Raw genomic sequence first — 22,972 nt, forward strand, 5'->3', positions numbered from 1 at the left:
ACACATAGGCGCACTTGTCTCCTTTAGTTTGGGTTTGGTCACTTTAAATTATAGAGGCAATTGCGCTTTTTGTGTATTAAAAAAAGCAGGAAGTTTTACCTTCCCACCATAAAAGATGAAGAACCTTCTTTTATTGGGTATAAATATCTTTCAAAATAACTTGAATGTTGTCCGCTTGAACCAAAGTAATGACTTAATGCTTCTTTTGAAAAATGATCTTTAAAAGCATCAGAATTTTTAAAGTCTTCATAAGTTTGTCGATCAGCAAAGCCAAAGTAAATTTTGTAAGTTGTACCTTTAACAGGTCTCAGCAATCGATAACTTTTAAAGCCACCAAAGTTTTTGAAATTGTCATCAACACTGATTAATTTCTTTTCAAGTTGATAAACATGGTCTTCAGTTGACGGAATAAAAATTGCGCAATAAAAATGGTCTTCATTGAATGCGCCTATTTCTTTAATAACTTCATATATTGAAGGTGATTTCAGTACAGTTTTTTCTTCAGTCTCTTCAAAAATCACCGATGAATCAGCAGTTGAAAATTGGAATAAATGATGAGATGGATTATTGATTTTTATCTGATTTAAAAATCCATATGTGCCATAAGATGTATATAATTTCTTCATATGAAAGGTCCCCCTTATGTTTTTATTTATTATACGACGATAAACTAGTCATTACCACTATTAATATACGGTTAAAGTTACTATAATAAGTCATGCAAGACAAAAAGATGTGGAGATAATCCATCAAGATTTTAAAATTTAAATGCACAAACAAATGATGTGTAATTTAATGTCAGTTTTATGACATTTATTTATTGAAAATACGAACGAATGAGCGATATGATAATATAGATAAGAATGATTTTAATTTAGGAGGCCTTTATGGTGCATAATAAAAACAATACAATTTTGAAAATGATTAAAGGTGAAGAAACGACACATACACCTGTTTGGTTTATGCGACAAGCTGGCCGTTCGCAACCAGAATATCGAAAGTTGAAAGAAAAATATTCACTATTCGATATTACCCATCAGCCGGAGTTGTGCGCTTATGTTACACATTTACCAGTTGATAATTATCATACAGATGCAGCAATTTTATACAAAGATATTATGACACCATTAAAGCCAATTGGTGTCGATGTAGAAATTAAATCGGGTATTGGTCCAGTGATTCATAATCCTATCAAAACAATTCAAGATGTTGAGAAACTTTCTCAAATAGACCCCGAACGAGATGTACCATATGTATTAGATACAATTAAACTTTTAACAGAAGAAAAGTTAAATGTGCCGCTAATAGGATTTACTGGGGCACCATTTACATTAGCGTCATATATGATTGAAGGCGGACCATCGAAAAATTACAATTTTACAAAAGCGATGATGTATAGAGATGAAGCAACATGGTTTGCTTTAATGAATCATTTAGTCGATGTATCTGTTAAATATGTAACAGCTCAAGTCGATGCGGGTGCCGAATTGATTCAAATTTTCGATTCATGGGTAGGTGCATTAAATGTCGAGGATTACAGACGTTACATTAAACCACATATGATTCGACTAATCAGTGAGGTTAAAGAAAAACATGATGTGCCGGTAATTTTATTCGGTGTAGGTGCCAGTCATTTAATCAATGAATGGAATGATTTGCCGATTGATGTATTAGGCCTAGATTGGAGAACGTCTATTAATCAGGCTCAACAATTAGGCGTTACTAAAACATTACAAGGGAATTTAGATCCATCAATTTTATTAGCACCATGGAATGTCATTGAAGAGAGATTGAAACCAATATTAGATCAAGGTATGGAGAACGGTAAACACATCTTTAATTTAGGACACGGCGTTTTCCCAGAAGTGCAACCAGAGACGTTACGTAAAGTAAGCGAATTCGTACACACATATACACAAAGATAATCATAGTATTACATTGAAGCACATGAAAGATAATTCATTTAAAGGAAGGTATTATCAATGACTAAAAAAATGGGATTATTAGTTATGGCTTATGGCACACCTTATAAAGAAAGTGACATAGAGCCATATTATACAGATATTAGACATGGTAAACGTCCATCTGAAGAAGAACTTCAAGATTTGAAAGATAGATATGAATTTATAGGTGGTTTATCACCATTAGCAGGTACAACAGATGACCAGGCTGATGCGCTAGTTTCAGCATTAAATAAAGCATATGCAGATGTTGAATTTAAACTATACTTAGGATTAAAACACATTTCACCATTTATCGAAGATGCGGTTGAACAAATGCACAATGATGGCATTACTGAAGCAATCACTGTAGTACTAGCACCACATTATTCTTCATTTTCTGTAGGATCATATGACAAACGTGCTGATGAAGAAGCTGCAAAATATGGTATTCAACTTACGCATGTGAAACATTATTATGAACAACCTAAATTTATTGAATATTGGACGAATAAAGTCAACGAAACATTAGCTCAAATACCGGAAGAGGAACATAAAGACACGGTATTAGTTGTTTCAGCACATAGTTTGCCAAAAGGTTTAATCGAAAAGAATAATGATCCATATCCACAAGAACTAGAACATACTGCGCTTTTAATTAAAGAACAATCTAATATTGAACATATCGCGATTGGTTGGCAATCTGAAGGTAATACAGGTACACCTTGGTTAGGGCCAGATGTACAAGATTTAACACGTGATTTATATGAAAAACATCAGTATAAAAACTTTATATATACGCCAGTAGGTTTTGTATGTGAGCATTTAGAGGTGCTTTATGACAATGATTATGAATGTAAAGTTGTTTGCGATGATATTGGCGCGAATTATTATCGTCCAAAAATGCCGAATACACATCCATTATTTATCGGTGCAATTGTTGATGAAATCAAGTCTATATTTTAATGACGAAAGAAGCGTGAAACGTTGTGACTAAATCAGTGGCTATTATAGGAGCGGGGATAACAGGTTTATCAAGTGCATATTTTTTAAAACAGCAAGATCCTAATATTGATGTAACCATCTTTGAAGCATCGAATCGTCCGGGGGGAAAGATTCAATCGTATCGTAAAGATGGTTATATGATTGAACTAGGGCCTGAATCTTATTTAGGTAGAAAAACAATCATGACAGAATTAGCGAAAGATATTGGATTAGAACAAGATATTGTTACAAATACGACTGGACAATCTTATATTTTTGCGAAAAACAAATTGTATCCTATTCCAGGTGGATCAATTATGGGAATTCCGACAGATATCAAACCGTTTGTGACAACTAAATTAATTTCACCACTTGGAAAGTTAAGAGCAGGGTTAGATTTACTTAAAAAACCTACTCAAATGCAGAACGGTGACATTTCTGTTGGTGCATTTTTCAGAGCAAGATTAGGTAATGAGGTACTTGAGAATTTAATAGAGCCTTTAATGGGTGGTATTTATGGTACCGATATTGATAAATTAAGTTTGATGAGTACGTTTCCTAATTTTAAAGAAAAAGAAGAGGCATTCGGAAGTCTGATAAAAGGTATGAAGGATGAGAAAAATAAGCGTCTGAAACAAAGACAATTATATCCTGGCGCACCAAAAGGACAATTCAAACAATTTAAGCATGGTTTAAGCTCATTTATTGAAGCATTAGAACAAGATGTGAAAAATAAAGGTGTGACAATACGTTACAATACGTCAGTGGATGATATTATTACATCTCAAAAGCAATATAAAATTGTTTACAGTAATCAACAAGAAGATGTATTCGATGGAATATTAGTGACAACACCACATCAAGTCTTTTTGAATTGGTTCGGGCAAGATCCAGCATTTGATTACTTTAAAACGATGGATAGTACGACTGTTGCAACTGTTGTATTGGCATTTGATGAAAAAGACATTGAAAATACTTATGATGGTACTGGCTTTGTGATTGCGAGAACGAGTGATACAGACATTACCGCATGTACTTGGACATCGAAAAAATGGCCATTTACTACACCAGAAGGTAAGGTTTTGATTCGTGCGTATGTAGGTAAACCAGGTGATACTGTGGTTGATGATCATACAGATAATGAATTAGTATCGATTGTACGTAGAGATTTAAGTCAAATGATGACATTTAAAGGTGATCCTGAATTTACAATTGTCAATCGTTTGCCGAAAAGTATGCCACAGTACCATGTTGGTCACATTCAACAAATTAGACAGATTCAAGCACATATTAAACAAACATATCCACGACTTAGAGTAACTGGTGCATCTTTTGAAGCGGTTGGACTACCTGATTGTATTACACAAGGTAAAGTCGCTGCTGAAGAATTAATCGCAGAGTTGTAAGTTAATTGCTGGATGGTGTTGGTGTAGGTGCGATGCCTTTAGATAATGTTTGATGAAATATAGTCATTTTTAAGTTATATAATGGTGGAAGTAATGTGTAAATCATGATACTTTCAGCGGGAATTATTTCATGAAACTGTGGCAGAGACAAAGGTTTAGCTATTATTGAATGATATTGAAATGATGACAATGCACTTTAATTAGAAATGTCACTTTGCGATATAACATTTCTAATTAAGGTGTTTTTATTTTACAATTATAGGTAATCATTCATTTTTTTAAATAGAAAAGAAGTAGTAAGTTGAAAGGAGAGAATGAGATGACAGATGTAATCATTGTACATTCTATGCATGGAAATAGTAGAAATCATTGGTATCAGTGGTTGGAGCATAACTTAACTTTAGAAGGATATGACGTAACATTATTTAATTTTGAATCCCCTGAAGCGAATACAGTGGATCAGTGGATTGAAGCTATGACGAAACAAATTAATGTACGCAAAAAGGATACATATTTTGTAACACATGGTTTAGGTTCAATCACAGCTTTAAAATATATTGAAATGATTGATCAGCCGATTGAAGGCTTTTTCAGTATAGCGGGCTTTAAAGAAGATGCAGAAAATATAGATTTAGATATTGATTTAAGTAATGTAACCATTGATTATGATAATATTAAAAAGAAAGTTGATAATTTTTACGGATTGAGTTCTAAAAATGACAAATACGTTTCATATAAAGAAACCCAGCGTTTAATGAATGCATTAGAGGGGAACTTGCGTATCGTGGAAGATGGAGGGCACTTCTTAGAAGAGGATGGCTTCGAAACATTTACAGCGTTGCAAGATCGGATGCAAGATTACATGACACGATAGGTAATGTATTGTTGTGTTATGTTGTGTTATGTTGTGTTGTGTCAGTAGGTAGCTGCTGATTTTGAAAAAATTGTGGTAATTGAGGCGCCAAGCAATGTCTTAGGGCTACAATGTTATATTGGTAGTCGTTGACTGAATGAATATGCGGTTGTAACAAACTTTTATAATTTCTTTTTCAGAAGGTATAGGCGTTATAAACTTTATAATTCCTATACCTTTTTAAATGCTGTAACACTATTTATGACAACTATTAGACACTTATATGATAAAAGGGAATAAGAAGCGTTTTTTTACACAAAAAACTTTGAAAATGTCGTTGACGTACACTACAAAAATGAATATACTAATATTTGTGTTCAACAGAGAACATGTTGCTACGATATTTAAGTAATTATTTAAGAGATAACATTTAAATTAAATTCAAAAAGTTCTTGACTTTAGGTTTTTGATTATGGTATATTAATTAGGTAATTCAAAATAATATTAGCGCGGGATGGAGCAGTTCGGTAGCTCGTCGGGCTCATAACCCGAAGGTCGGTGGTTCAAATCCGCCTCCCGCAATACATAGTTTTTAATTTAATAGGTCTCGTAGTGTAGCGGTTAACACGCCTGCCTGTCACGCAGGAGATCGCGGGTTCGATTCCCGTCGAGACCGCCATATTACCATTACGGTTCAGTAGCTCAGTTGGTAGAGCAATGGATTGAAGCTCCATGTGTCGGCAGTTCGACTCTGTCCTGAACCATTCTTAATTCATGGCGGTTGTGGTGAAGTGGTTAACACATCGGATTGTGGTTCCGACATTCGAGGGTTCGATCCCCTTCAGCCGCCCCATAATCGTTTACATTAGCGGGTGTAGTTTAATGGCAAAACCTCAGCCTTCCAAGCTGATGTTGTGGGTTCGATTCCCATCACCCGCTCCATTATTTTCTATTATTCCACAGTAGCTCAGTGGTAGAGCTATCGGCTGTTAACCGATCGGTCGTAGGTTCGAGTCCTACCTGTGGAGCCATGGCTCCTTGGTCAAGCGGTTAAGACACCGCCCTTTCACGGCGGTAACACGGGTTCGAGTCCCGTAGGAGTCATACAAACAGAAGTGAAATATCGCTTCTGTTTTTTTATTACATATTTATTGTTGAGGAAGGTTGTCCGAGCTGGCCGAAGGAGCACGCCTGGAAAGTGTGTAGGCGTCACAAGCGTCTCAAGGGTTCGAATCCCTTACCTTCCGTTATAGCGCTTAAAATGGGGTAAAACCATTTTAAGCGCTATTTTTAAGGTTTTTTGTCTATTATCTGAGTCGCTTAGTTTAAAATGTGTTTGTTCAATTGTAAATAGGATTGTTAAGTTTTAAAATCGTAATCAAAAAATATTAGTGAATATTTAAAGGTTAAAACCAGAATTTTTTAATTTATATTGAAAAATTTCTATAAGAAAACTTTTTGTGTAGGAGGGATATTATAAAAAAGAGTAAAGAAATGTTAAATGTATTATTATTAATTATATATTTAATTGCAATATGTAGTGTAAACAATGCATATGCAAATGAAGAAAATCCTAAAATTGAGGATTTGTGTAAGAAGTCAAGTGTAGATTCAACGGCTTTACATAATATTAATGATGATTATATAAATAATCGATTTACGACAGTAAAATCAATTGTATCAACTACAGAAAAATTCTTAGACTTCGATTTATTATTTAAAAGTATTAATTGGTTAGATGGAAAATCTGCTGAATTTAAAGATTTAAAAGTGGAATTTAGTTCATCGGAAATTTCCAAAGAGTATTTTGGAAAAACTGTAGATATTTATGGTGTCTATTATAAAGCGCATTGTCATGGTGAGCATCAAATGAATACTGCTTGTACTTATGGTGGGGTTACACCTCATGAAAATAATAAATTAAGTGAGCCTAAAAATATAGGAGTAGCTGTGTATAAGGATAATGTAAATGTTAATACATTTATCGTTACTACAGATAAAAAGAAAGTTACTGCACAAGAACTTGATATTAAAGTAAGAACAAAATTAAATAATGCATATAAATTATATGACCGAATGACTAGTGATGTACAAAAAGGTTATATTAAATTTCATTCTCATTCGGAGCATAAAGAATCATTTTATTATGATTTATTTTATATTAAAGGAAATTTACCAGATCAATATTTGCAAATTTATAATGATAATAAAACAATAGATTCATCAGACTATCATATTGATGTTTATTTATTTACATAACAATCTAAAAGTTGATGAATATCAACTTACAATCCTATAAAGAACTATAGATATTAACATATTTTTACAAAGTTGCTTAGCAAATGACGATGAATGATTAATGATTCAAATCTAACTTTATTATTATAAAAATTTTTCTATTTTAGTATAGATAACAAAAGTAGATTAACGAGTAATAGTATATAAGTAGGATAGAGTCATGATGATTTAAGAAGAATGGTTTTTTACAATAAAAGGATAATAAAGATAGGCATATTTAATTATAGGAGAAATATAAAATGAAAAGAATACTTATCATTGTTGTTTTATTGTTTTGTTATTCACAAAATCATATCGCAACCGCTGATGTTGGAGTTTTGAATCTTAGGAACTATTATGGTAGCTATCCAATCGAAGACCATCAAAATATTAATCCTGACAATAATCGTCTTTCGCATCAATTAGTTTTTTCTATGGATAATTCGACAGTAACTGCTGAATTTAAGAACGTTGAAGATGTAAAAAAATTCAAAAATCGTGCTGTTGATGTATACGGCCTAAGTTATAGTGGATATTGTCTAAAAAATAAATATATGTACGGAGGAGTTACTTTAGCGGGTGATTATTTAGAGAAGTCTAGATGTATTCCTATTAATCTTTGGGTTAATGGCGAACATCAAACTATATCTACTGAGAAAGTATCAACTAATAAAAAGATAGTAACAGCTCAAGAAATTGATACTAAATTAAGAAGATATCTACAAGAAGAATATAACATTTATGGCTTTAATGATACAAATAAAGGAAGAAATTACGGTACTAAGTCAAAATTTAGTTCTGGATTTAATACAGGAAAAATATCATTTCATTTGAATGACGGTTCATCTTTTTCTTATGACTTATTTGATACCGGAACAGGGCAAGCTGAAAGTTTCCTAAAAATATATAATGACAACAAAACTGTCGAAACTGATAAATTCCATTTAGATGTAGAAATATCTTATAAGGACGAAAGTTGAAGTATTTCAATCATAACTTAGAAAAGGAAATGCCATGAAAAAATTTAAATATAGTTTTATAGTAGTTTTTATATTATTTTTTAACGTTAATGACTTTTCGTATGCGCAAGGAGATATTGGTGTAGGTAACTTAAGAAATTTCTATACAAAACATGATTATATAGATTTAAAAGGACTCATAGATAAAAACTTACCTAGTGCAAATCAACTCGAATTTTCAACCGGTATCAATGATTTGATCTCAGAATCTAATAATTGGGACGAAATAAGTAAATTTAAAGGAAAGAAACTGGATATTTTTGGTATTGATTATAATGGTCCTTGTAAATCTAAATACATGTATGGAGGGGCCACTTTATCAGGACAATACTTAAATTCTGCTAGAAAAATCCCTATAAATCTTTGGGTTAATGGCAAGCATAAAACAATTTCTACTGACAAAATATCAACTAATAAAAAACTAGTAACAGCTCAAGAAATTGATGTTAAATTAAGGAGATATCTTCAAGAAGAATACAATATATATGGTCATAATAGCACTGGTAAAGGCAAAGAATATGGATATAAATCTAAATTTTATTCAGGTTTTAATAAGGGGAAAGTTTTATTTCATTTAAATGATGAAAAATCATTTTCATATGACTTGTTTTATACAGGAGATGGAGTGCCTGTAAGTTTTTTGAAAATTTATGAAGATAATAAAATAATAGAATCTGAAAAATTTCATCTTGATGTTGAAATATCATATGTAGATAGTAACAAATGATAATTAGTTGTAACACTAAAATGCGAATTTATATGAAATTAACATATGTATTAACTATTTAAATTTTAATGCCTTTAAGGGTAATGTGTACGTTTAATATTACCTGTAATACATCAAATTTATAAAAATTTAAAATATGGAGTTGTTGGAATGAAGTTATTTGCTTTTATCTTCATATGTGTTAAGTCTTGCAGCTTACTATTTATGTTAAATGGCAATCCTAGACCAGAACAATTGAATAAAGCGAGTGAATTCACTGGTCTAATGGATAATATGAGGTATTTGTATGACGATAAACACGTATCAGAAACAAACATTAAAGCCCAAGAGAAGTTTTTACAACATGATTTATTATTTAAAATAAATGGCTCTAAAATTGATGGTTCTAAAATTTTAAAAACAGAATTTAATAATAAAAGCCTTTCGGATAAATACAAAAATAAAAACGTAGATTTGTTTGGGACAAACTATTATAATCAATGCAATTTTTCAGCGGATAATATGGAATTAAATGATGGTAGACTAATTGAAAAAACGTGTATGTATGGCGGTGTGACCGAGCATGATGGAAATCAAATAGATAAAAATAATCTAACTGATAACTCTCATAATATCTTAATTAAAGTATACGAAAACGAAAGAAACACATTATCTTTTGATATATATACCAATAAGAAAAACATAACAGCACAAGAAATAGATTATAAAGTTAGAAACTATTTACTTAAGCATAAAAATTTATATAAATTTAATAGTTCGCCTTATGAGACTGGCTATATAAAGTTTATCGAAGGAAATGGTCATTCTTTTTGGTATGATATGATGCCTGAATCTGGTGAAAAATTTTATCCGACTAAATATTTACTAATTTATAATGATAATAAGACAGTTGAGAGTAAATCTATTAATGTAGAAGTTCATTTAACCAAAAAATAATTGAGGGAGAGTATATTATAAAAAATATTAAAAAGTTTATGAGATTGTTCTACATAGCTGTAATTATAATAACTTTATTATGTCTTATAAATAATAATTATGTTAATGCTGAAGTAGACAAAAAAGTTTTAAAGAAAAAATCTGATATAGATAGTAGTAAGTTATTTAATTTAACAAGCTATTATACTGATATAACGTGGCAATTAGACGAGTCAAATAAAATTAGTACAGATCAACTACTGAATAATACTATAATATTAAAAAACATTGATATATCCGTACTTAAAACTTCTAGTTTGAAAGTTGAGTTTAACTCAGCAGATTTAGCAAATCAATTTAAAGGGAAAAATATAGATATTTATGGACTGTATTATGGAAATAAATGTGTAGGCTTAACTGAAGAAAAAACATCGTGCTTATACGGAGGAGTTACGATACATGATGGAAATCAATTAGATGAAGAGAAAGTTATAGGCGTTAATGTATTTAAAGATGGTGTCCAACAAGAAGGTTTTGTTATAAAAACTAAAAAGGCTAAAGTAACAGTACAAGAATTAGATACTAAAGTTCGATTTAAATTAGAAAATTTATATAAAATATACAATAAAGATACCGGTAACATACAAAAAGGATGCATTTTCTTTCATTCTCATAATCAACAAGATCAATCATTTTATTATGATTTATATAACATAAAAGGTTCAGTAGGAGCAGAGTTTTTTCAATTTTATAGTGATAATAGAACAGTTAGCTCATCTAATTATCATATCGATGTATTTTTATATAAAGATTAAGTGATTGATGATTATCAACTGAATCATGAAAATAAACTATTATATGAGGGGACAACGATTTGAATTGTAGTAAAATTTGAAATTTATATATTATCTTGAATACGGATTCAAAATTATTTGTTGTAATTAGTAATAATGATAAATAGAATGTTAATTTATTTTGCTAGTGAATTTTTATTTTTAAAACTAATGCTATCGACACACTACACCCTGAACTATCTACAAGCGTGAATTTATAATAAGTTTCATTGTTAAATAGACTGAATAAGTTAGAGGAGGTTTTATGAAGAAATTATCTACTGTAATTATTATTTTGATTCTAGAAATAGTTTTTCATAATATAAATTATGCGAATGCCCAACCTGATCCTAAAATAGACGAACTAAATAAAGTAAGTGATTATAAAAGTAATAAGGGAACTATGGGAAATGTAATGAATCTTTATATGTCTCCACCTGTTGAAGGAAGAGGAGTTATCAATTCTAGACAGTTTTTATCTCATGATTTAATTTTTCCAATTGAGTATAAGAGTTATAATGAGGTTAAAACTGAATTAGAAAATACAGAATTAGCTAACAATTATAAAGGTAAAAAAGTAGACATTTTTGGTGTTCCATATTTTTATACATGTATAATACCTAAATCTGAACCGGATATAAACCAAAATTTTGGAGGTTGTTGTATGTATGGTGGTCTTACATTTAATAGTTCAGAAAATGAAAGAGATAAATTAATTACTGTACAGGTAACAATCGACAATAGACAATCACTTGGATTTACAATAACTACAAATAAGAATATGGTTACTATTCAAGAACTAGATTACAAAGCAAGACATTGGCTCACTAAAGAAAAAAAGCTATACGAGTTTGATGGTTCTGCATTTGAATCTGGATATATAAAATTTACTGAAAAGAACAATACAAGTTTTTGGTTTGACTTATTTCCTAAAAAAGAACTAGTACCTTTTGTTCCATATAAGTTTTTAAATATTTACGGAGATAATAAAGTAGTTGATTCTAAGAGTATTAAAATGGAAGTATTTCTTAATACTCACTGATAAGTATATTTAATATCACTATACAATCATAAAGTGCGTTTTTCGAACTTTTGTTCTAAGTGCTTTATAGATTCATGTAAATAGTTAGTTTATTGCTTTTTGAATTATTTAATTTTTCTCAATGATTTATTCTAAATATTTTTTATATTACTTTGATAAAAATCTGTCTAAAATTCTATTTGAATTGACTGTCAATAGCGGTTTGATATTGTTGTGATTTTAAATGTATTTTTACTTTTATAATCTTTTAGTCGACATGACTCTCCAGTGGAAATGATAATTTAATAACGTACATTTTTGATTGTTTAAGAATGTACAATTTTTTAACACTCTAGAGGTAAATATATCGAGGTAATCCGCATTCTCCGTTAATTTAACGGAAATACAATGAAATGTTAGTATTCTTAAAAGAGCAAGTGTCAAATACGTATCAAGAAAAAGATTTCCTGATTCGTTGACCTTGCTCTTTTTGTTCTAAAATAAAACGCGCAAATAAAAAAATTATCTGCTTTTATTAGTTCGATAAGATTTAAAGATTGATGAATATGAACAGGGGACAACTGTTAGTTTAACAAATTCGGCTTTCTTTGCTTTCATCGTTGCTTCCGCAACAGCGTTATCATAAGGACAACCTTTGGTACGTAAGGAACGTTTAATTTTAATGTTTCTAGGACTTCATCTATCAAATTCTTTGCATCTATCGGTGTGAAATATTTTGATTTGTTCAAGATTATGATTTATTCTGCTGATTGCTTTTGATGATACTAAATTTGCGTTAAAATGTAGTGTTTTAATTTGATAAAACTAGATTATTAAGATTTCAAATGATAAAATTGTTTTAAATTAATTGTATGAATTTTTGCATACAACATAGGCTCTCTGTAATAAACCTTTCCTTGTTAACTTCAATTTAATCGTTGTAATAGTCGATAAAGGATGTCTTATTATTAATAATATATTATTTCGTCACTTTATTGCTTGCCATAAATTCTTCTTAAGTTGCCTTGTTTTTAGTTAAAACTTTTCTTTTTATAGCATATACTTAAACATCCAAAATCGTGATACCACTTTCCGTTTGGTTGTTTTCATTTTGCAATATGATATCTTCTTCAAAATTGGCAAAATAATAAGGATAGGCGATGTCATGAATTATATTAATGAGTTTATATCGATGATTATAATTATTTGGGCAATATTCAGTGTGACAATTAAAATGTCATTTTTATTGAACTTAAATTAACTATAGTTTCGCTATTATTTTTACATGTGTGAGAGTTGGAATTATTATCTATTATCAAAATCATTATTGGCTTCGTCTTCATTTGCGTCTTTAATTTCACTTTCAAACTTTTCGGGAACGTTTGAAGACCTTTGTTTAAAATCACATGTTGATTGTTCTATATACATCCTATCTAATTTGTATCTTGCTATTTCAACCTTTAATCGCTCTCTTTCGGCATCATTTCTCAATTTTTTAATATCTTCTGGTACTTTTTCTTGGAATTCTACACCGTCTATAGATTTTACATCTTTTCCCTTGAAAATCTGACAAAATATAGCGAAATGAGAAAGCCACATAGTTAAATTCAAAATTTCCTCTTTATTTGAATAAATTTCTTTTATAAAGTCGTGTGGAAGTTGGCTAATAAACTCAATCATACCAGGACTTTGGACATCTATTTTTTGTGAGTTAAATTTAAAAGAAGTGGTGTCAGTAAAAAGTTTTATTAAATAATTAAAATCATACCAAAGTTTAGGAGAAATATCTTTTGTTCTATTTATACCAATATTTATATGGATATTGTTATTTTGTATATAAATCGGATTTATTAAATAATTAATATGCTTTTTATACTCTGATAAACTTATTATTGTTTGGTGCATTTGAAGCTTATTTAGTATTTTAGGGTTTATACGATTACGAGGTATATGTTTCAGCCACTTTACCTTTCTGTGAAGTTTATTATTTGAAAATTTATAATTATTTTTTTGGCTATTTATTTTTAAACTATGGATATTTTTATCAGTATACTCTGTTGCATCACTAATAATAATACCTATGCAAAATTCGAAAGATCTATAATTGGGTATAATTACATAGTCACCTATATTAATTTTATGAATAAAATCAAATAAACGTTTACTTAAGTCAGTAATACTCCTTTTGGATAAATTGTTTTTATCTAATATTTTTTGTTTTTCATCTTCTGGTAAATTTGTTAGTGAATTTTCTAAATCTTTTTGTTTTTTTTGGTTTTTTGAAGTTACTATTTTCTTGTATTTTTCAATATCATTGACTTCTTTTAAATCACATAGACTCACAATACTATTTGTAATAGAAACATGATTATTCTGTTTGAAATCTTGATACCAATCTCCGCCATTTGTACGTATTAACCAATAATTTACATCATCTCGAATTATATCAATACTTAAAAAATTTTCTTTTTCCATTCCCTCATCCTCCTCACGTCTTATAGGTACCAATAATTATAGGTTTGTTAGTTATAAATAACTTTACCAATCGATTTGATTTCATCAATAGAATCTAAATCATAAGTATTTGTTTTAAATTTACCTGAATAACTTGATGGTTCTAAATGAAACTTTGTTTCAATGTGTCTTACATACTTAAATGTAAATTCGCTACTCATACGTAATTTGAGTTTACCATTGCTATTAAGTCTATAATCATGAACAATAATGTAAACCATATTAGCAAGAATTTTATTCATACCTTTCTGGTTCGAGACCCATTTCTCTTAAAATTTGGTCGCTATTTTCTTGTGCTCTTTGAGCTTCTTCAGGTGTATAAAAATGCTTATACTCTCTTTTATATATCGGGTCTGTTTCTCCCTCTACATATCCTTCTCTAATAGGGTTATTTGTAGTTGTAAATGATTGTCCATTATAAATTTCTGTAACTTTATTCCCGTTTTCTATAACTGTGTAATTGTTTTTATTGCTTTGTTGCTCATTGTTATGATTACTATTATTATTTAAGACTGGTTGATTATTATTTGCATTTTGAACTTGCTCATTATTGTTTTTGTTTATGTCTTGATTCTTCTTTTCGTTCTTTGGTTTATTATTATTTTTCTTAGCTTCTTTTTTTACTTCTGATTTTTTTTCGTCTTCCAATTCCTTATTTTCATTGCTAGCATTCCCACATGCGACTAAAATCATTGTACTAGCTAGTAATAGACTGAATAATCTCCTCATACTGTAATCTCCTTTTATTTATATGTGAATCGATAGTTTTAAAATTAAACAATATCTATATTCTTATATTTGTCTAACTAAGTGTATACGATTCATTTATATAATTATAAAATAATTGAAACTTTAGTACAATGTATTAATTGTATATGTTAAAAAGTTAAGATTATTAGTATAAAGATATCATTCATTCTCCGTTAATTTAACAGAATTACAATGAAATGTTAGTATTCTTAAAAGAGCAAGTGTCAAATACGTATCAAGAAAAAGTTTTTCTGACTCGTTGACCTTGTTCTTTTTTGTTCTAAAATAAAACGTGCAAATAAAAAGTTATCTACTTTTTTACTTGCACGATATGGTTTGAAAATTAAAGAATATGAATAAGGTACTACTGCTAATTTATGAGGTTAAAGTTTCAATGATTTTTGATTTATTAGACCATTTTAAAATCTCAAGGTTCTCATGTTCTGCTACAGTTTGTGCTCTTTCATTTATCGGATGGTCTACATCATTTACAATTATTAACATGATAGGTTCTAATTTGTTTCTGGATGGTCTGTTTGGTTTGATATCACGGTAAATATAAGCTTCATTAGTTATTTTGTTAAAATCTAAGTTATTTGTAAAGTTAACTAGTTTTTCTGGTTGTGATTTTGTTTCTGAAACAATATAATCAATAGAATATTTTAAACCTGATTCTCCAGAAACAGAAACTTGTGCTAAACCTCTTATTTCTCGGTCATATAAGAATTCAAATACTTCTTCATAGAATATGTTTGTAACGTTAGATTTAGTAGTTAAAGTAAGGTCATAAATTTTCAATATGCCTTGAATTAAATTATGTTTAGACTGAGCAAAACTCTCATTTTTAACATCCGCTGTAATTTCTTTATCAACTAATTTTAAATTAAATTGATTTAAAATATTCTGTATAAGTTTAGTTCTCGTTTTTGTGTTTATATCAATACCCAACATTTCTAATTCATTAAGCGTCAATCCGTCATCTGATAGACAAATTTCATTATTAGGTAGTGTATCAGCATATATTCTAATAAAATCATTCAAATGATTCTTAAAGGGAGTAGTAATTTCTGTAGAACTATCTAATTCTTTGAAGATATAATTTTGTTTTAACCAGTTGAAATATTCGTTCATTCTTTCTTCGATAGTCTTCACTTAGTATCCCTCCATTTCTTTTACAGTAATCTTGGTTCTATTATAACATTATCGTGTTTTATATTAGTATACTTCATAAAGAAGTCTAATGATTCTATAATTTCGTCTGTTAATTCTAAATCTTCAATATCTTTTAATGGGATCGCAATACCACCATTATTATATTCTTCAGTATATATGTGTATATGTGGCGTAGGTATTCTTTCATTATTTGGTGGATTTGCATGATCACTACCATTAACATCGAACCTAATCATATTAGAATTATAATTATTACTTCTTAGCAAAATAGTTAGGTTAAGTGGATTTCTACGACCACCTTTGTTAATAATTAGAGTGAATTTTTCTTTATCATCTATTATATGAAATAACTTATGCTTTGTTTGTTCCCCAATCATAGGTATATTTATTACATTATTTTCGAAAATCTTTATTTTATGTAGTAGGTTTTTATATAATTCTGTTTCCATTATGCATCCTCCAATAATAGAATTTCTTTTAAATGATGGATATAAATTTAATATAAGAATGAAATATAACCATGTATTTCTAACTTTTTATAGTAATTTACTATTTTTAAAACTATTAGAAAGAATTGTTCAATCATTTTTTCTCTCTCACAAAAAAAGTATTACAGCATTATTGAAGTACTTTTTACTTATTGGCAGTATATTTACCATATATGATTATATTATACGAAAATCTTCTAATAAAAAATATTATTTTATTAGGAGATTTTTCTCATCTTATCTTTTATTAATTTTAAATGGGCTATTACTTTTTTGATTAACGATTGTGTAAATATACGTATTGATTAAGTTATAACAGACTTGTTTTCATATGATTTATTAACATAAGTTGTTTGATCTCCGTTTAACGGACAATAGTTAATAATCAGTTAATTTTAAATTCAATTATAGATTATTTGTGATAATACAAACATTATTTTTTAAGATTTGATTAAAGTTCGTTTTGATTTTTATAGCGAAAAAGTTGAGTATCGGCAATTTTATCATATTGTTCGAGTATAAAGGGAACTTTTTAAATACAATGAAGGTTGCGCCAAAATGACCGGTTTTCAGCATCTTAAATGAATAAATTGTGTCATTTTTAATATTTTATAGCATTTTATTTTTTAATGAACAGTTAATTTTATAAATAAGTGAAATAATCTAGAATAAATTTGTATTAAAAATTTATATAGAAAGAAAGTGAAACTTATGTTTAAGAAAAAATGTTAGCTGCAACTTTGTCAGTAGGACTGATTGCGCCTTTAGCATCTCCGATTCAAGAATCTAGAGCGAATACTAATATTGAAAATATTGGTGATGGTGCTGAAGTAATCAAACGTATGGAGGATGTAAGTAGTAAGAAATGGGGCGTTACTCAAAATGTTCAATTTGACTTTGTAAAAGATAAAAAATATAACAAAGACGCTTTAATTGTTAAAATGCAAGGTTTTATCAATTCCAGAACTTCATTTTCAGATGTGAAGGGTAGTGGATATGAATTAACTAAACGAATGATTTGGCCATTCCAATATAATATAGGACTGACGACTAAAGATCCAAATGTTAGCTTAATCAATTACCTTCCTAAAAATAAAATAGAAACTACTGATGTTGGTCAAACATTAGGATATAACATTGGAGGTAATTTCCAGTCAGCACCATCTATAGGTGGCAATGGCTCATTTAATTATTCTAAAACAATTAGTTATACCCAAAAGAGTTATGTCAGTGAAGTAGACAAGCAAAACTCAAAATCTGTTAAATGGGGTGTTAAAGCAAACGAATTTGTTACGCCTGATGGTAAAAAATCTGCGCATGATAGATATTTATTCGTACAAAGTCCAAATGGTCCGTCAGGTTCAGCAAGAGAATATTTTGCTCCTGATAATCAATTGCCACCATTAGTTCAAAGTGGCTTTAATCCATCATTTATCACTACACTATCACATGAAAAAGGTTCAAGTGATACGAGTGAATTTGAAATTTCATATGGTAGAAACTTAGATATTACATATGCGACTTTATTCCCTAGAACTGGTATTTACGCAGAAAGAAAGCATAATGCATTTGTAAATAGAAACTTTGTAGTTAGATATGAAGTTAACTGGAAAACACATGAAATTAAAGTGAAAGGACATAATTAATATGAAAATGAAAAAATTAGTCAAATCATCAGTTGCTTCATCAATTGCACTGCTTTTGCTATCGAATACAGTTGATGCAGCTCAACATATCACACCTGTAAGCGAGAAAAAAGTAGATGACAAAATCACTTTATACAAAACAACAGCAACATCTGATAATGATAAATTGAATATTTCTCAAATTTTAACTTTTAATTTCATCAAGGATAAAAGTTATGATAAAGATACGTTAGTGCTTAAGGCAGCTGGTAACATTAATTCTGGTTATAAAAAGCCTAATCCAAAAGATTACAATTACTCACAGTTTTATTGGGGCGGTAAGTATAATGTTTCGGTTAGTTCAGAATCAAATGATGCTGTAAATGTTGTTGACTACGCACCTAAAAATCAAAATGAAGAATTCCAAGTTCAACAAACATTAGGTTATTCTTATGGTGGAGATATTAATATATCTAACGGCCTATCAGGTGGATTGAATGGATCAAAATCATTTTCAGAAACGATAAATTATAAACAGGAAAGTTACAGAACTACAATTGATAGAAAAACAAATCATAAATCAATTGGCTGGGGCGTTGAGGCGCACAAAATTATGAATAATGGTTGGGGACCATATGGTAGAGATAGTTATGACCCAACATATGGTAATGAACTGTTTTTAGGTGGTAGACAAAGTAGTTCAAATGCTGGACAAAATTTCTTGCCAACACATCAAATGCCTTTATTGGCGCGTGGTAACTTTAACCCAGAATTTATAAGCGTACTTTCTCATAAACAAAATGATACAAAAAAATCTAAAATCAAAGTAACTTACCAAAGAGAAATGGATAGATATACTAATCAATGGAATCGACTACACTGGATTGGTAATAACTACAAAAATCAAAATACAGCAACGTTTACATCTACTTATGAAGTTGACTGGCAAAACCATACTGTTAAATTAATCAGTACGGATTCTAAAGAAACTAATCCTGGAGTATAGAATTGTACATGATTAAAAAATCAACAATGTGCAATTATTTCAATTATCAAACGGAATTAAAGAACTAACATAATTTTTATTTACACATATGATAATTTTTAGTTAGGGAAATGTAGATTGCTTTGCTAAATAGCAGGGTGCTAAATTTGCGAAAGTAGAATTATTTAGAAACTTCCAACATATAAAAAATTATTAAAAAATGGAACCACGTCTTAATCGGCGTGGTTCTTTTTGTATATATAGCATCTATAATTGTATGACGGTGAAAGTTCATTACAAACTTGGTATTGGTAAATTTATCATTTTAAGTATCGGCGATTTAATTGAAATAGAAACTATTATCGAAGAAACACTATATAACACGATAATTATTTCTTACTAAACTTTTCTTCAAGTTGTTTTTTGTTTTCAAATGAAAATACCTCTACATTATATTGAGACAACATAGTTGATACTGCTTCGCTAATATCGCCTTGTTGTTCTGTAATGATATTAAGTCTAGCATTAGAATCAAAATTTTTATTTCTATGTACTTCAACATCATTCCAATCGAAAAGGACATTTTTTGCATTGTTTTTATCGATTCGTTTAATTGTTTTAACATACTCTGTAGCTTCTCCTGGAAATACTGCTTCGAAACTATGGATTAACTTAGATTTTCCCTCTACTTTAAATTCGGGAAACATATTAGGATATATCTTTCTGTTTGATAGAAAATATTGCATCACTTCGTCTTTAAATAATGACTTAATATTTTCTTTCTTTAATATTCCTAAATAACTAATCTCGGAAATAGCCAAAACATAATCATGAATGGCTTGAGATAAGTCTATTCTATTTGTATAAAAGTTTATGTGCTTATTTTCAATGACTAGACCGTAATTTTGTACAATATTATTGAGAAGTTGATACTTTTTTTGTTTTTTATGATTAGTTAAATCTAAACCAAATTGTTCCATGTTCCATAAAGTTTCACCATGATCAGTTAGTTTATATCGATCCCCTGAAAAAGATATATTTACAGAAATAGAATCACCAAAATAATCGACGATAGGTGAATAAAATTCTATAGTCTCATTTTCTAATGGGATAAACTTTGATTCTGTTTGTAAGTAATCAAAATAGTCTTTGCTAATAGATTTAATTGTGTTGTCATGCATAGTATCACCAACTCATGAATAGATTAGTTTCAATTTTAATATTATCATTATGATTAGTTTTTGTATATTCAAGCAAAGTAAATAATTGTTTTACAAAATCAGAGCTATCTTCAAATATATTATAAGGTAAAGGATATGCTTTCATATGGGTTATACCGTCAGCTTTTTGTATAAATTCTTTTTCAGAAAATATATTAATTCTATTTCCCCTTATTTTCTCATTATTAGAGTTTTTATGAAAACCGTCATTAAGATTTAAACGTAACAAGCTATAGTTGTAACGACATTCTCTGAAATTTATAGTTGCTTTTCCAGGCTTTAAAAAGTAGCTTAAAGTGAAAAAGTATTCAGAATTACATGATGTTATGCTAATATCTCCCTTACAAGTATCGACTAATTTAATGTTGTATTGTTCAAGTATTTCTTTACTTAGATTTAGTAAAGAATTTAAATCTTCATCGTTCAGTTTTAAATGCATTTAAACATCTCCTTAGTTTAGATTTTACGTCTTAAATCCTTGTATTATTTACAGTATTTGTAGTAAGTCATATTGAAGTTTTCTATAAACTTAATAATTATTTATTTTTAGCGTCATAATCGTTTAGCAGTGCATGACAATGAAATATTTATTAATTTAGTATGTACCGCCATTTTTTACGTTATTAATAATTTGTGATAATGATAGATATATTTTCATTAAAGATGTAATGGCTATTGTTGCCGGAATCTTAATGTTTATTTTTAACGTCTTTTTTGGATTAGAAGTGCTTGGAGATTATTCGTGGTTCTATCTACCAATCACATATGCTACACGTTACGTTTATATGTATATAGAAGGGAGTATTCCAGTAACAATGACAATGTTGATCTATATTATTATCACGTTGCTATTAGCAGTTTTACTCTTTAAAGGATTTAATAAATGGAGCGGTAGAACAATTAAAGATTAAAGATTGGGGCGCTAATGGTAAAAGAAATTTAGTTGCGTTTAAAAGGGAGGAAAAAGAACAGATAAATATGAATACAAAATAATTTTGTATTCGGACAGCAGGGGTATTAGACGCGATTGACAATGTCTGGTTAATTAAACGTAATGTTTATTTAAGCGATGAATATTAGGTGCAAAGTTTTTGGATTTGAATGTAATTGAGGTTTATTGATTAGACATTTTATTGAATTGCGTGTTATTATATAAATGTAAAAATAAGACGACATGCGCGAACATGTCGTCTAAGCAAGCCAAACGCTGGCTTCTAAAATATTTTTTTAACCATTCCAACTTGCCAAAGTTAATGCGGAATGGTTTTTTTATTTTCCACTATTTGAAATAAAAATGACGTTTTAATATATTATGGGCTAGGTGGTTTGTAAGAAAGGGTTAGTTATTAAGGTTTTATGAATTAAGGAAATTTGAGTTTAAGGTTTATTCAATTGTGATTTTATCAATGAAGCGTTTTTTGAATGTAGTTCCACTGTTACTTGAGATTCCTTCACCAACTTTACCAGAAACAGTAGTATTTGTATTGTTAGACTTATCATTACAATGTATAGTTACTTTTTGTCCATCTGCTACTAAACCTTTATCTTTTAACTTTGTTGTTAATGAATCCCATGTTTTTTTAGTGTCTAGTTCTTTGTTAAAGTCATCGTAGACATTTTCCTTAGTTAAATCGATTTGTTTTAATCCTTTAAAATCAATTTTTTGATTGAAATTATCGCCGTTATCATTTCCAGGCGCAGATACACTAGATGAATTATCGTCTTTAAGTGAATAAGTTACTTTTATATCTTCGTCTTTATTACCGCTAATAATATCTGAATCAATTAATGAATCTTTAACTTTTTTCCACAATTGACCATCTGTAATTTTTTCTTCTGCTTTAGCTGTTTTAACAACTTTATTTGTATCTAATCCTAAGTATGAAGAATGTAAGCCTGTTCCTAATGTTGTTAATACTAAAGCACTTGCTACTAATGTTTTACCTAAAAATTTTGTATTCATTTTAATTGCTCCTTTTTTTATATTGTAAACGTTTACAATGAAAATATAATAATATTTTTTTAAAAGAACAATTAACTAAACATCAAAAATGTATTAACTATCTATTAACTAAAAAATAGAATAATTTTTTAACATCGTTTTGTTGTTTTGAATTATAAAAATTAAAGTAAAAATGTTGGAAATGAAAGATTGTTGGTGAGAATTTTGAGATGTAGATAAATATCAAACTAGTCTATAGGTAAAAATTTATAATTAATTTGAAAAGAATGTCTCAAATAA

At 29.1% G+C, this 22,972-nt stretch carries 23 protein-coding genes, 8 tRNA genes and 2 pseudogenes; 23 read left to right on the forward strand and 10 right to left on the reverse strand.

The genetic code is table 11. The annotated features are described in order from the left end of the window. Window positions 1-95 precede the first annotated feature (95 nt). Window positions 96-626 (reverse strand): signal transduction protein TRAP, encoded by a 531-nt coding sequence (traP, locus tag IDG45_RS12845; protein ID WP_047213579.1) that lies wholly within the window; start codon window positions 624-626, stop codon window positions 96-98. Window positions 627-811: 185 nt separating this feature from the next. On the opposite strand from traP, the gene IDG45_RS12850 reads away from it, so the two are divergent. From IDG45_RS12850 to seg, 19 genes are all read left to right on the forward strand, one after another. Then, window positions 812-898, forward strand: coding sequence for a hypothetical protein (locus tag IDG45_RS12850; RefSeq protein ID WP_031875110.1), 87 nt, complete (start codon window positions 812-814; stop codon window positions 896-898). After that, window positions 888-1,925: a uroporphyrinogen decarboxylase gene (gene hemE, locus IDG45_RS12855; protein ID WP_000233535.1), complete on the forward strand. Its 1,038-nt coding sequence runs from the start codon at window positions 888-890 to the stop codon at window positions 1,923-1,925. Before IDG45_RS12850 ends, hemE begins: the two co-directional genes overlap by 11 nt. 57 nt (window positions 1,926-1,982) lie before the next feature. Then, window positions 1,983-2,906 (forward strand): ferrochelatase, encoded by a 924-nt coding sequence (gene hemH / locus IDG45_RS12860; protein ID WP_000162881.1) that lies wholly within the window; start codon window positions 1,983-1,985, stop codon window positions 2,904-2,906. A gap of 23 nt (window positions 2,907-2,929) precedes the next feature. Further along, window positions 2,930-4,330 (forward strand): protoporphyrinogen oxidase, encoded by a 1,401-nt coding sequence (gene hemY, locus IDG45_RS12865; RefSeq protein WP_000167553.1) that lies wholly within the window; start codon window positions 2,930-2,932, stop codon window positions 4,328-4,330. 319 nt (window positions 4,331-4,649) lie between these two features. Next, window positions 4,650-5,204: an RBBP9/YdeN family alpha/beta hydrolase gene (locus IDG45_RS12870; RefSeq protein WP_000132893.1), complete on the forward strand. Its 555-nt coding sequence runs from the start codon at window positions 4,650-4,652 to the stop codon at window positions 5,202-5,204. Between the two features lie 487 nt (window positions 5,205-5,691). Beyond that, window positions 5,692-5,765: transfer RNA gene (locus IDG45_RS12875), tRNA-Met, on the forward strand. Between the two features lie 21 nt (window positions 5,766-5,786). After that, a tRNA-Asp gene (locus IDG45_RS12880) sits at window positions 5,787-5,862 on the forward strand. Window positions 5,863-5,874: 12 nt separating this feature from the next. Next, window positions 5,875-5,947: transfer RNA gene (locus IDG45_RS12885), tRNA-Phe, on the forward strand. Window positions 5,948-5,960: 13 nt separating this feature from the next. After that, window positions 5,961-6,036, forward strand: a tRNA-His gene (locus IDG45_RS12890). 15 nt (window positions 6,037-6,051) lie between these two features. Further along, a tRNA-Gly gene (locus tag IDG45_RS12895) sits at window positions 6,052-6,125 on the forward strand. A 14-nt stretch (window positions 6,126-6,139) separates the two neighbouring features. Further along, window positions 6,140-6,214, forward strand: a tRNA-Asn gene (locus IDG45_RS12900). Window position 6,215: 1 nt separating this feature from the next. After that, window positions 6,216-6,287: transfer RNA gene (locus IDG45_RS12905), tRNA-Glu, on the forward strand. Between the two features lie 54 nt (window positions 6,288-6,341). After that, a tRNA-Ser gene (locus IDG45_RS12910) sits at window positions 6,342-6,430 on the forward strand. A 229-nt stretch (window positions 6,431-6,659) separates the two neighbouring features. After that, window positions 6,660-7,442, forward strand: coding sequence for a staphylococcal enterotoxin type O (gene seo / locus IDG45_RS12915; protein ID WP_129934267.1), 783 nt, complete (start codon window positions 6,660-6,662; stop codon window positions 7,440-7,442). Window positions 7,443-7,720: 278 nt separating this feature from the next. Further along, complete coding sequence (gene sem, locus IDG45_RS12920) at window positions 7,721-8,440, forward strand: staphylococcal enterotoxin type M (protein ID WP_000821651.1); 720 nt, start codon at window positions 7,721-7,723, stop codon at window positions 8,438-8,440. Between the two features lie 34 nt (window positions 8,441-8,474). After that, window positions 8,475-9,206, forward strand: a complete 732-nt coding sequence (sei, locus tag IDG45_RS12925; RefSeq protein WP_031927819.1) for a staphylococcal enterotoxin type I — start codon at window positions 8,475-8,477, stop codon at window positions 9,204-9,206. Window positions 9,207-9,356: 150 nt separating this feature from the next. Then, on the forward strand, window positions 9,357-10,142 hold the full coding sequence (gene seu, locus IDG45_RS12930) for a staphylococcal enterotoxin type U (protein WP_111063916.1): 786 nt from the start codon (window positions 9,357-9,359) through the stop codon (window positions 10,140-10,142). Window positions 10,143-10,180: 38 nt separating this feature from the next. Then, entirely contained in the window at window positions 10,181-10,936 is a 756-nt protein-coding gene (sen, locus tag IDG45_RS12935) for a staphylococcal enterotoxin type N (RefSeq protein ID WP_001236367.1), read from the forward strand. A 283-nt stretch (window positions 10,937-11,219) separates the two neighbouring features. Then, entirely contained in the window at window positions 11,220-11,996 is a 777-nt protein-coding gene (gene seg / locus IDG45_RS12940) for a staphylococcal enterotoxin type G (protein ID WP_031927817.1), read from the forward strand. 558 nt (window positions 11,997-12,554) lie between these two features. Here seg and IDG45_RS14180 read toward each other — a convergent pair. The 6 genes and pseudogenes from IDG45_RS14180 to IDG45_RS14185 all read right to left on the reverse strand — a co-directional run. Beyond that, window positions 12,555-12,773 (reverse strand): annotated as a pseudogene (locus tag IDG45_RS14180) (IS3 family transposase); the annotation flags it as partial. A 507-nt stretch (window positions 12,774-13,280) separates the two neighbouring features. Then, window positions 13,281-14,450: a hypothetical protein gene (locus IDG45_RS12945; protein WP_031927816.1), complete on the reverse strand. Its 1,170-nt coding sequence runs from the start codon at window positions 14,448-14,450 to the stop codon at window positions 13,281-13,283. A 47-nt stretch (window positions 14,451-14,497) separates the two neighbouring features. Further along, on the reverse strand, window positions 14,498-14,731 hold the full coding sequence (locus IDG45_RS12950; protein ID WP_001033641.1) for a hypothetical protein: 234 nt from the start codon (window positions 14,729-14,731) through the stop codon (window positions 14,498-14,500). Then, the gene (locus tag IDG45_RS12955; protein WP_031927815.1) at window positions 14,724-15,218 is read right to left on the reverse strand and encodes a hypothetical protein; all 495 of its coding nucleotides are present in this window, start codon (window positions 15,216-15,218) and stop codon (window positions 14,724-14,726) included. Before IDG45_RS12955 ends, IDG45_RS12950 begins: the two co-directional genes overlap by 8 nt. 396 nt (window positions 15,219-15,614) lie before the next feature. Next, window positions 15,615-16,391, reverse strand: a complete 777-nt coding sequence (locus tag IDG45_RS12960) for a DUF1828 domain-containing protein (RefSeq protein WP_000848321.1) — start codon at window positions 16,389-16,391, stop codon at window positions 15,615-15,617. 20 nt (window positions 16,392-16,411) lie between these two features. Next, entirely contained in the window at window positions 16,412-16,861 is a 450-nt protein-coding gene (locus IDG45_RS14185) for a DUF6978 family protein (protein WP_000447124.1), read from the reverse strand. A 764-nt stretch (window positions 16,862-17,625) separates the two neighbouring features. Here IDG45_RS14185 and lukE point away from each other — a divergent pair. The 3 genes from lukE (at window position 17,626) to IDG45_RS14030 (ending at window position 19,913) form a co-directional block, all read left to right on the forward strand. After that, on the forward strand, window positions 17,626-18,546 hold the full coding sequence (lukE, locus tag IDG45_RS12970; RefSeq protein ID WP_000878799.1) for a bi-component leukocidin LukED subunit E: 921 nt from the start codon (window positions 17,626-17,628) through the stop codon (window positions 18,544-18,546). Between the two features lies 1 nt (window position 18,547). Beyond that, window positions 18,548-19,531: a leukocidin/hemolysin toxin family protein gene (locus tag IDG45_RS12975; RefSeq protein ID WP_000782462.1), complete on the forward strand. Its 984-nt coding sequence runs from the start codon at window positions 18,548-18,550 to the stop codon at window positions 19,529-19,531. A 256-nt stretch (window positions 19,532-19,787) separates the two neighbouring features. After that, window positions 19,788-19,913 carry a hypothetical protein gene (locus IDG45_RS14030; protein WP_000216886.1) on the forward strand — a complete coding sequence of 42 codons (126 nt, stop codon included), beginning with the start codon at window positions 19,788-19,790 and terminating at the stop codon, window positions 19,911-19,913. Here IDG45_RS14030 and IDG45_RS12980 read toward each other — a convergent pair. Both IDG45_RS12980 and IDG45_RS12985 read right to left on the reverse strand, forming a co-directional pair. Then, the gene (locus IDG45_RS12980) at window positions 19,900-20,691 is read right to left on the reverse strand and encodes a DUF1828 domain-containing protein (RefSeq protein WP_031927813.1); all 792 of its coding nucleotides are present in this window, start codon (window positions 20,689-20,691) and stop codon (window positions 19,900-19,902) included. The genes IDG45_RS14030 and IDG45_RS12980 overlap by 14 nt on opposite strands. A gap of 4 nt (window positions 20,692-20,695) precedes the next feature. Next, window positions 20,696-21,169 carry a DUF6978 family protein gene (locus tag IDG45_RS12985; RefSeq protein WP_000550245.1) on the reverse strand — a complete coding sequence of 158 codons (474 nt, stop codon included), beginning with the start codon at window positions 21,167-21,169 and terminating at the stop codon, window positions 20,696-20,698. A 211-nt stretch (window positions 21,170-21,380) separates the two neighbouring features. On the opposite strand from IDG45_RS12985, the pseudogene IDG45_RS12990 reads away from it, so the two are divergent. Further along, window positions 21,381-21,641: pseudogene (locus IDG45_RS12990) on the forward strand (BsaG family lantibiotic immunity ABC transporter permease subunit); the annotation flags it as partial. Between the two features lie 473 nt (window positions 21,642-22,114). Here the strand turns inward: IDG45_RS12990 and IDG45_RS12995 are convergent. Beyond that, window positions 22,115-22,693 (reverse strand): DUF4888 domain-containing protein, encoded by a 579-nt coding sequence (locus IDG45_RS12995; protein ID WP_001092761.1) that lies wholly within the window; start codon window positions 22,691-22,693, stop codon window positions 22,115-22,117. Between the last annotated feature and the right edge of the window lie 279 nt (window positions 22,694-22,972).

The sequence above is a fragment of the Staphylococcus sp. EG-SA-10 genome (assembly GCF_017151945.1).
In the GTDB taxonomy this organism is placed as follows: domain Bacteria; phylum Bacillota; class Bacilli; order Staphylococcales; family Staphylococcaceae; genus Staphylococcus; species Staphylococcus aureus.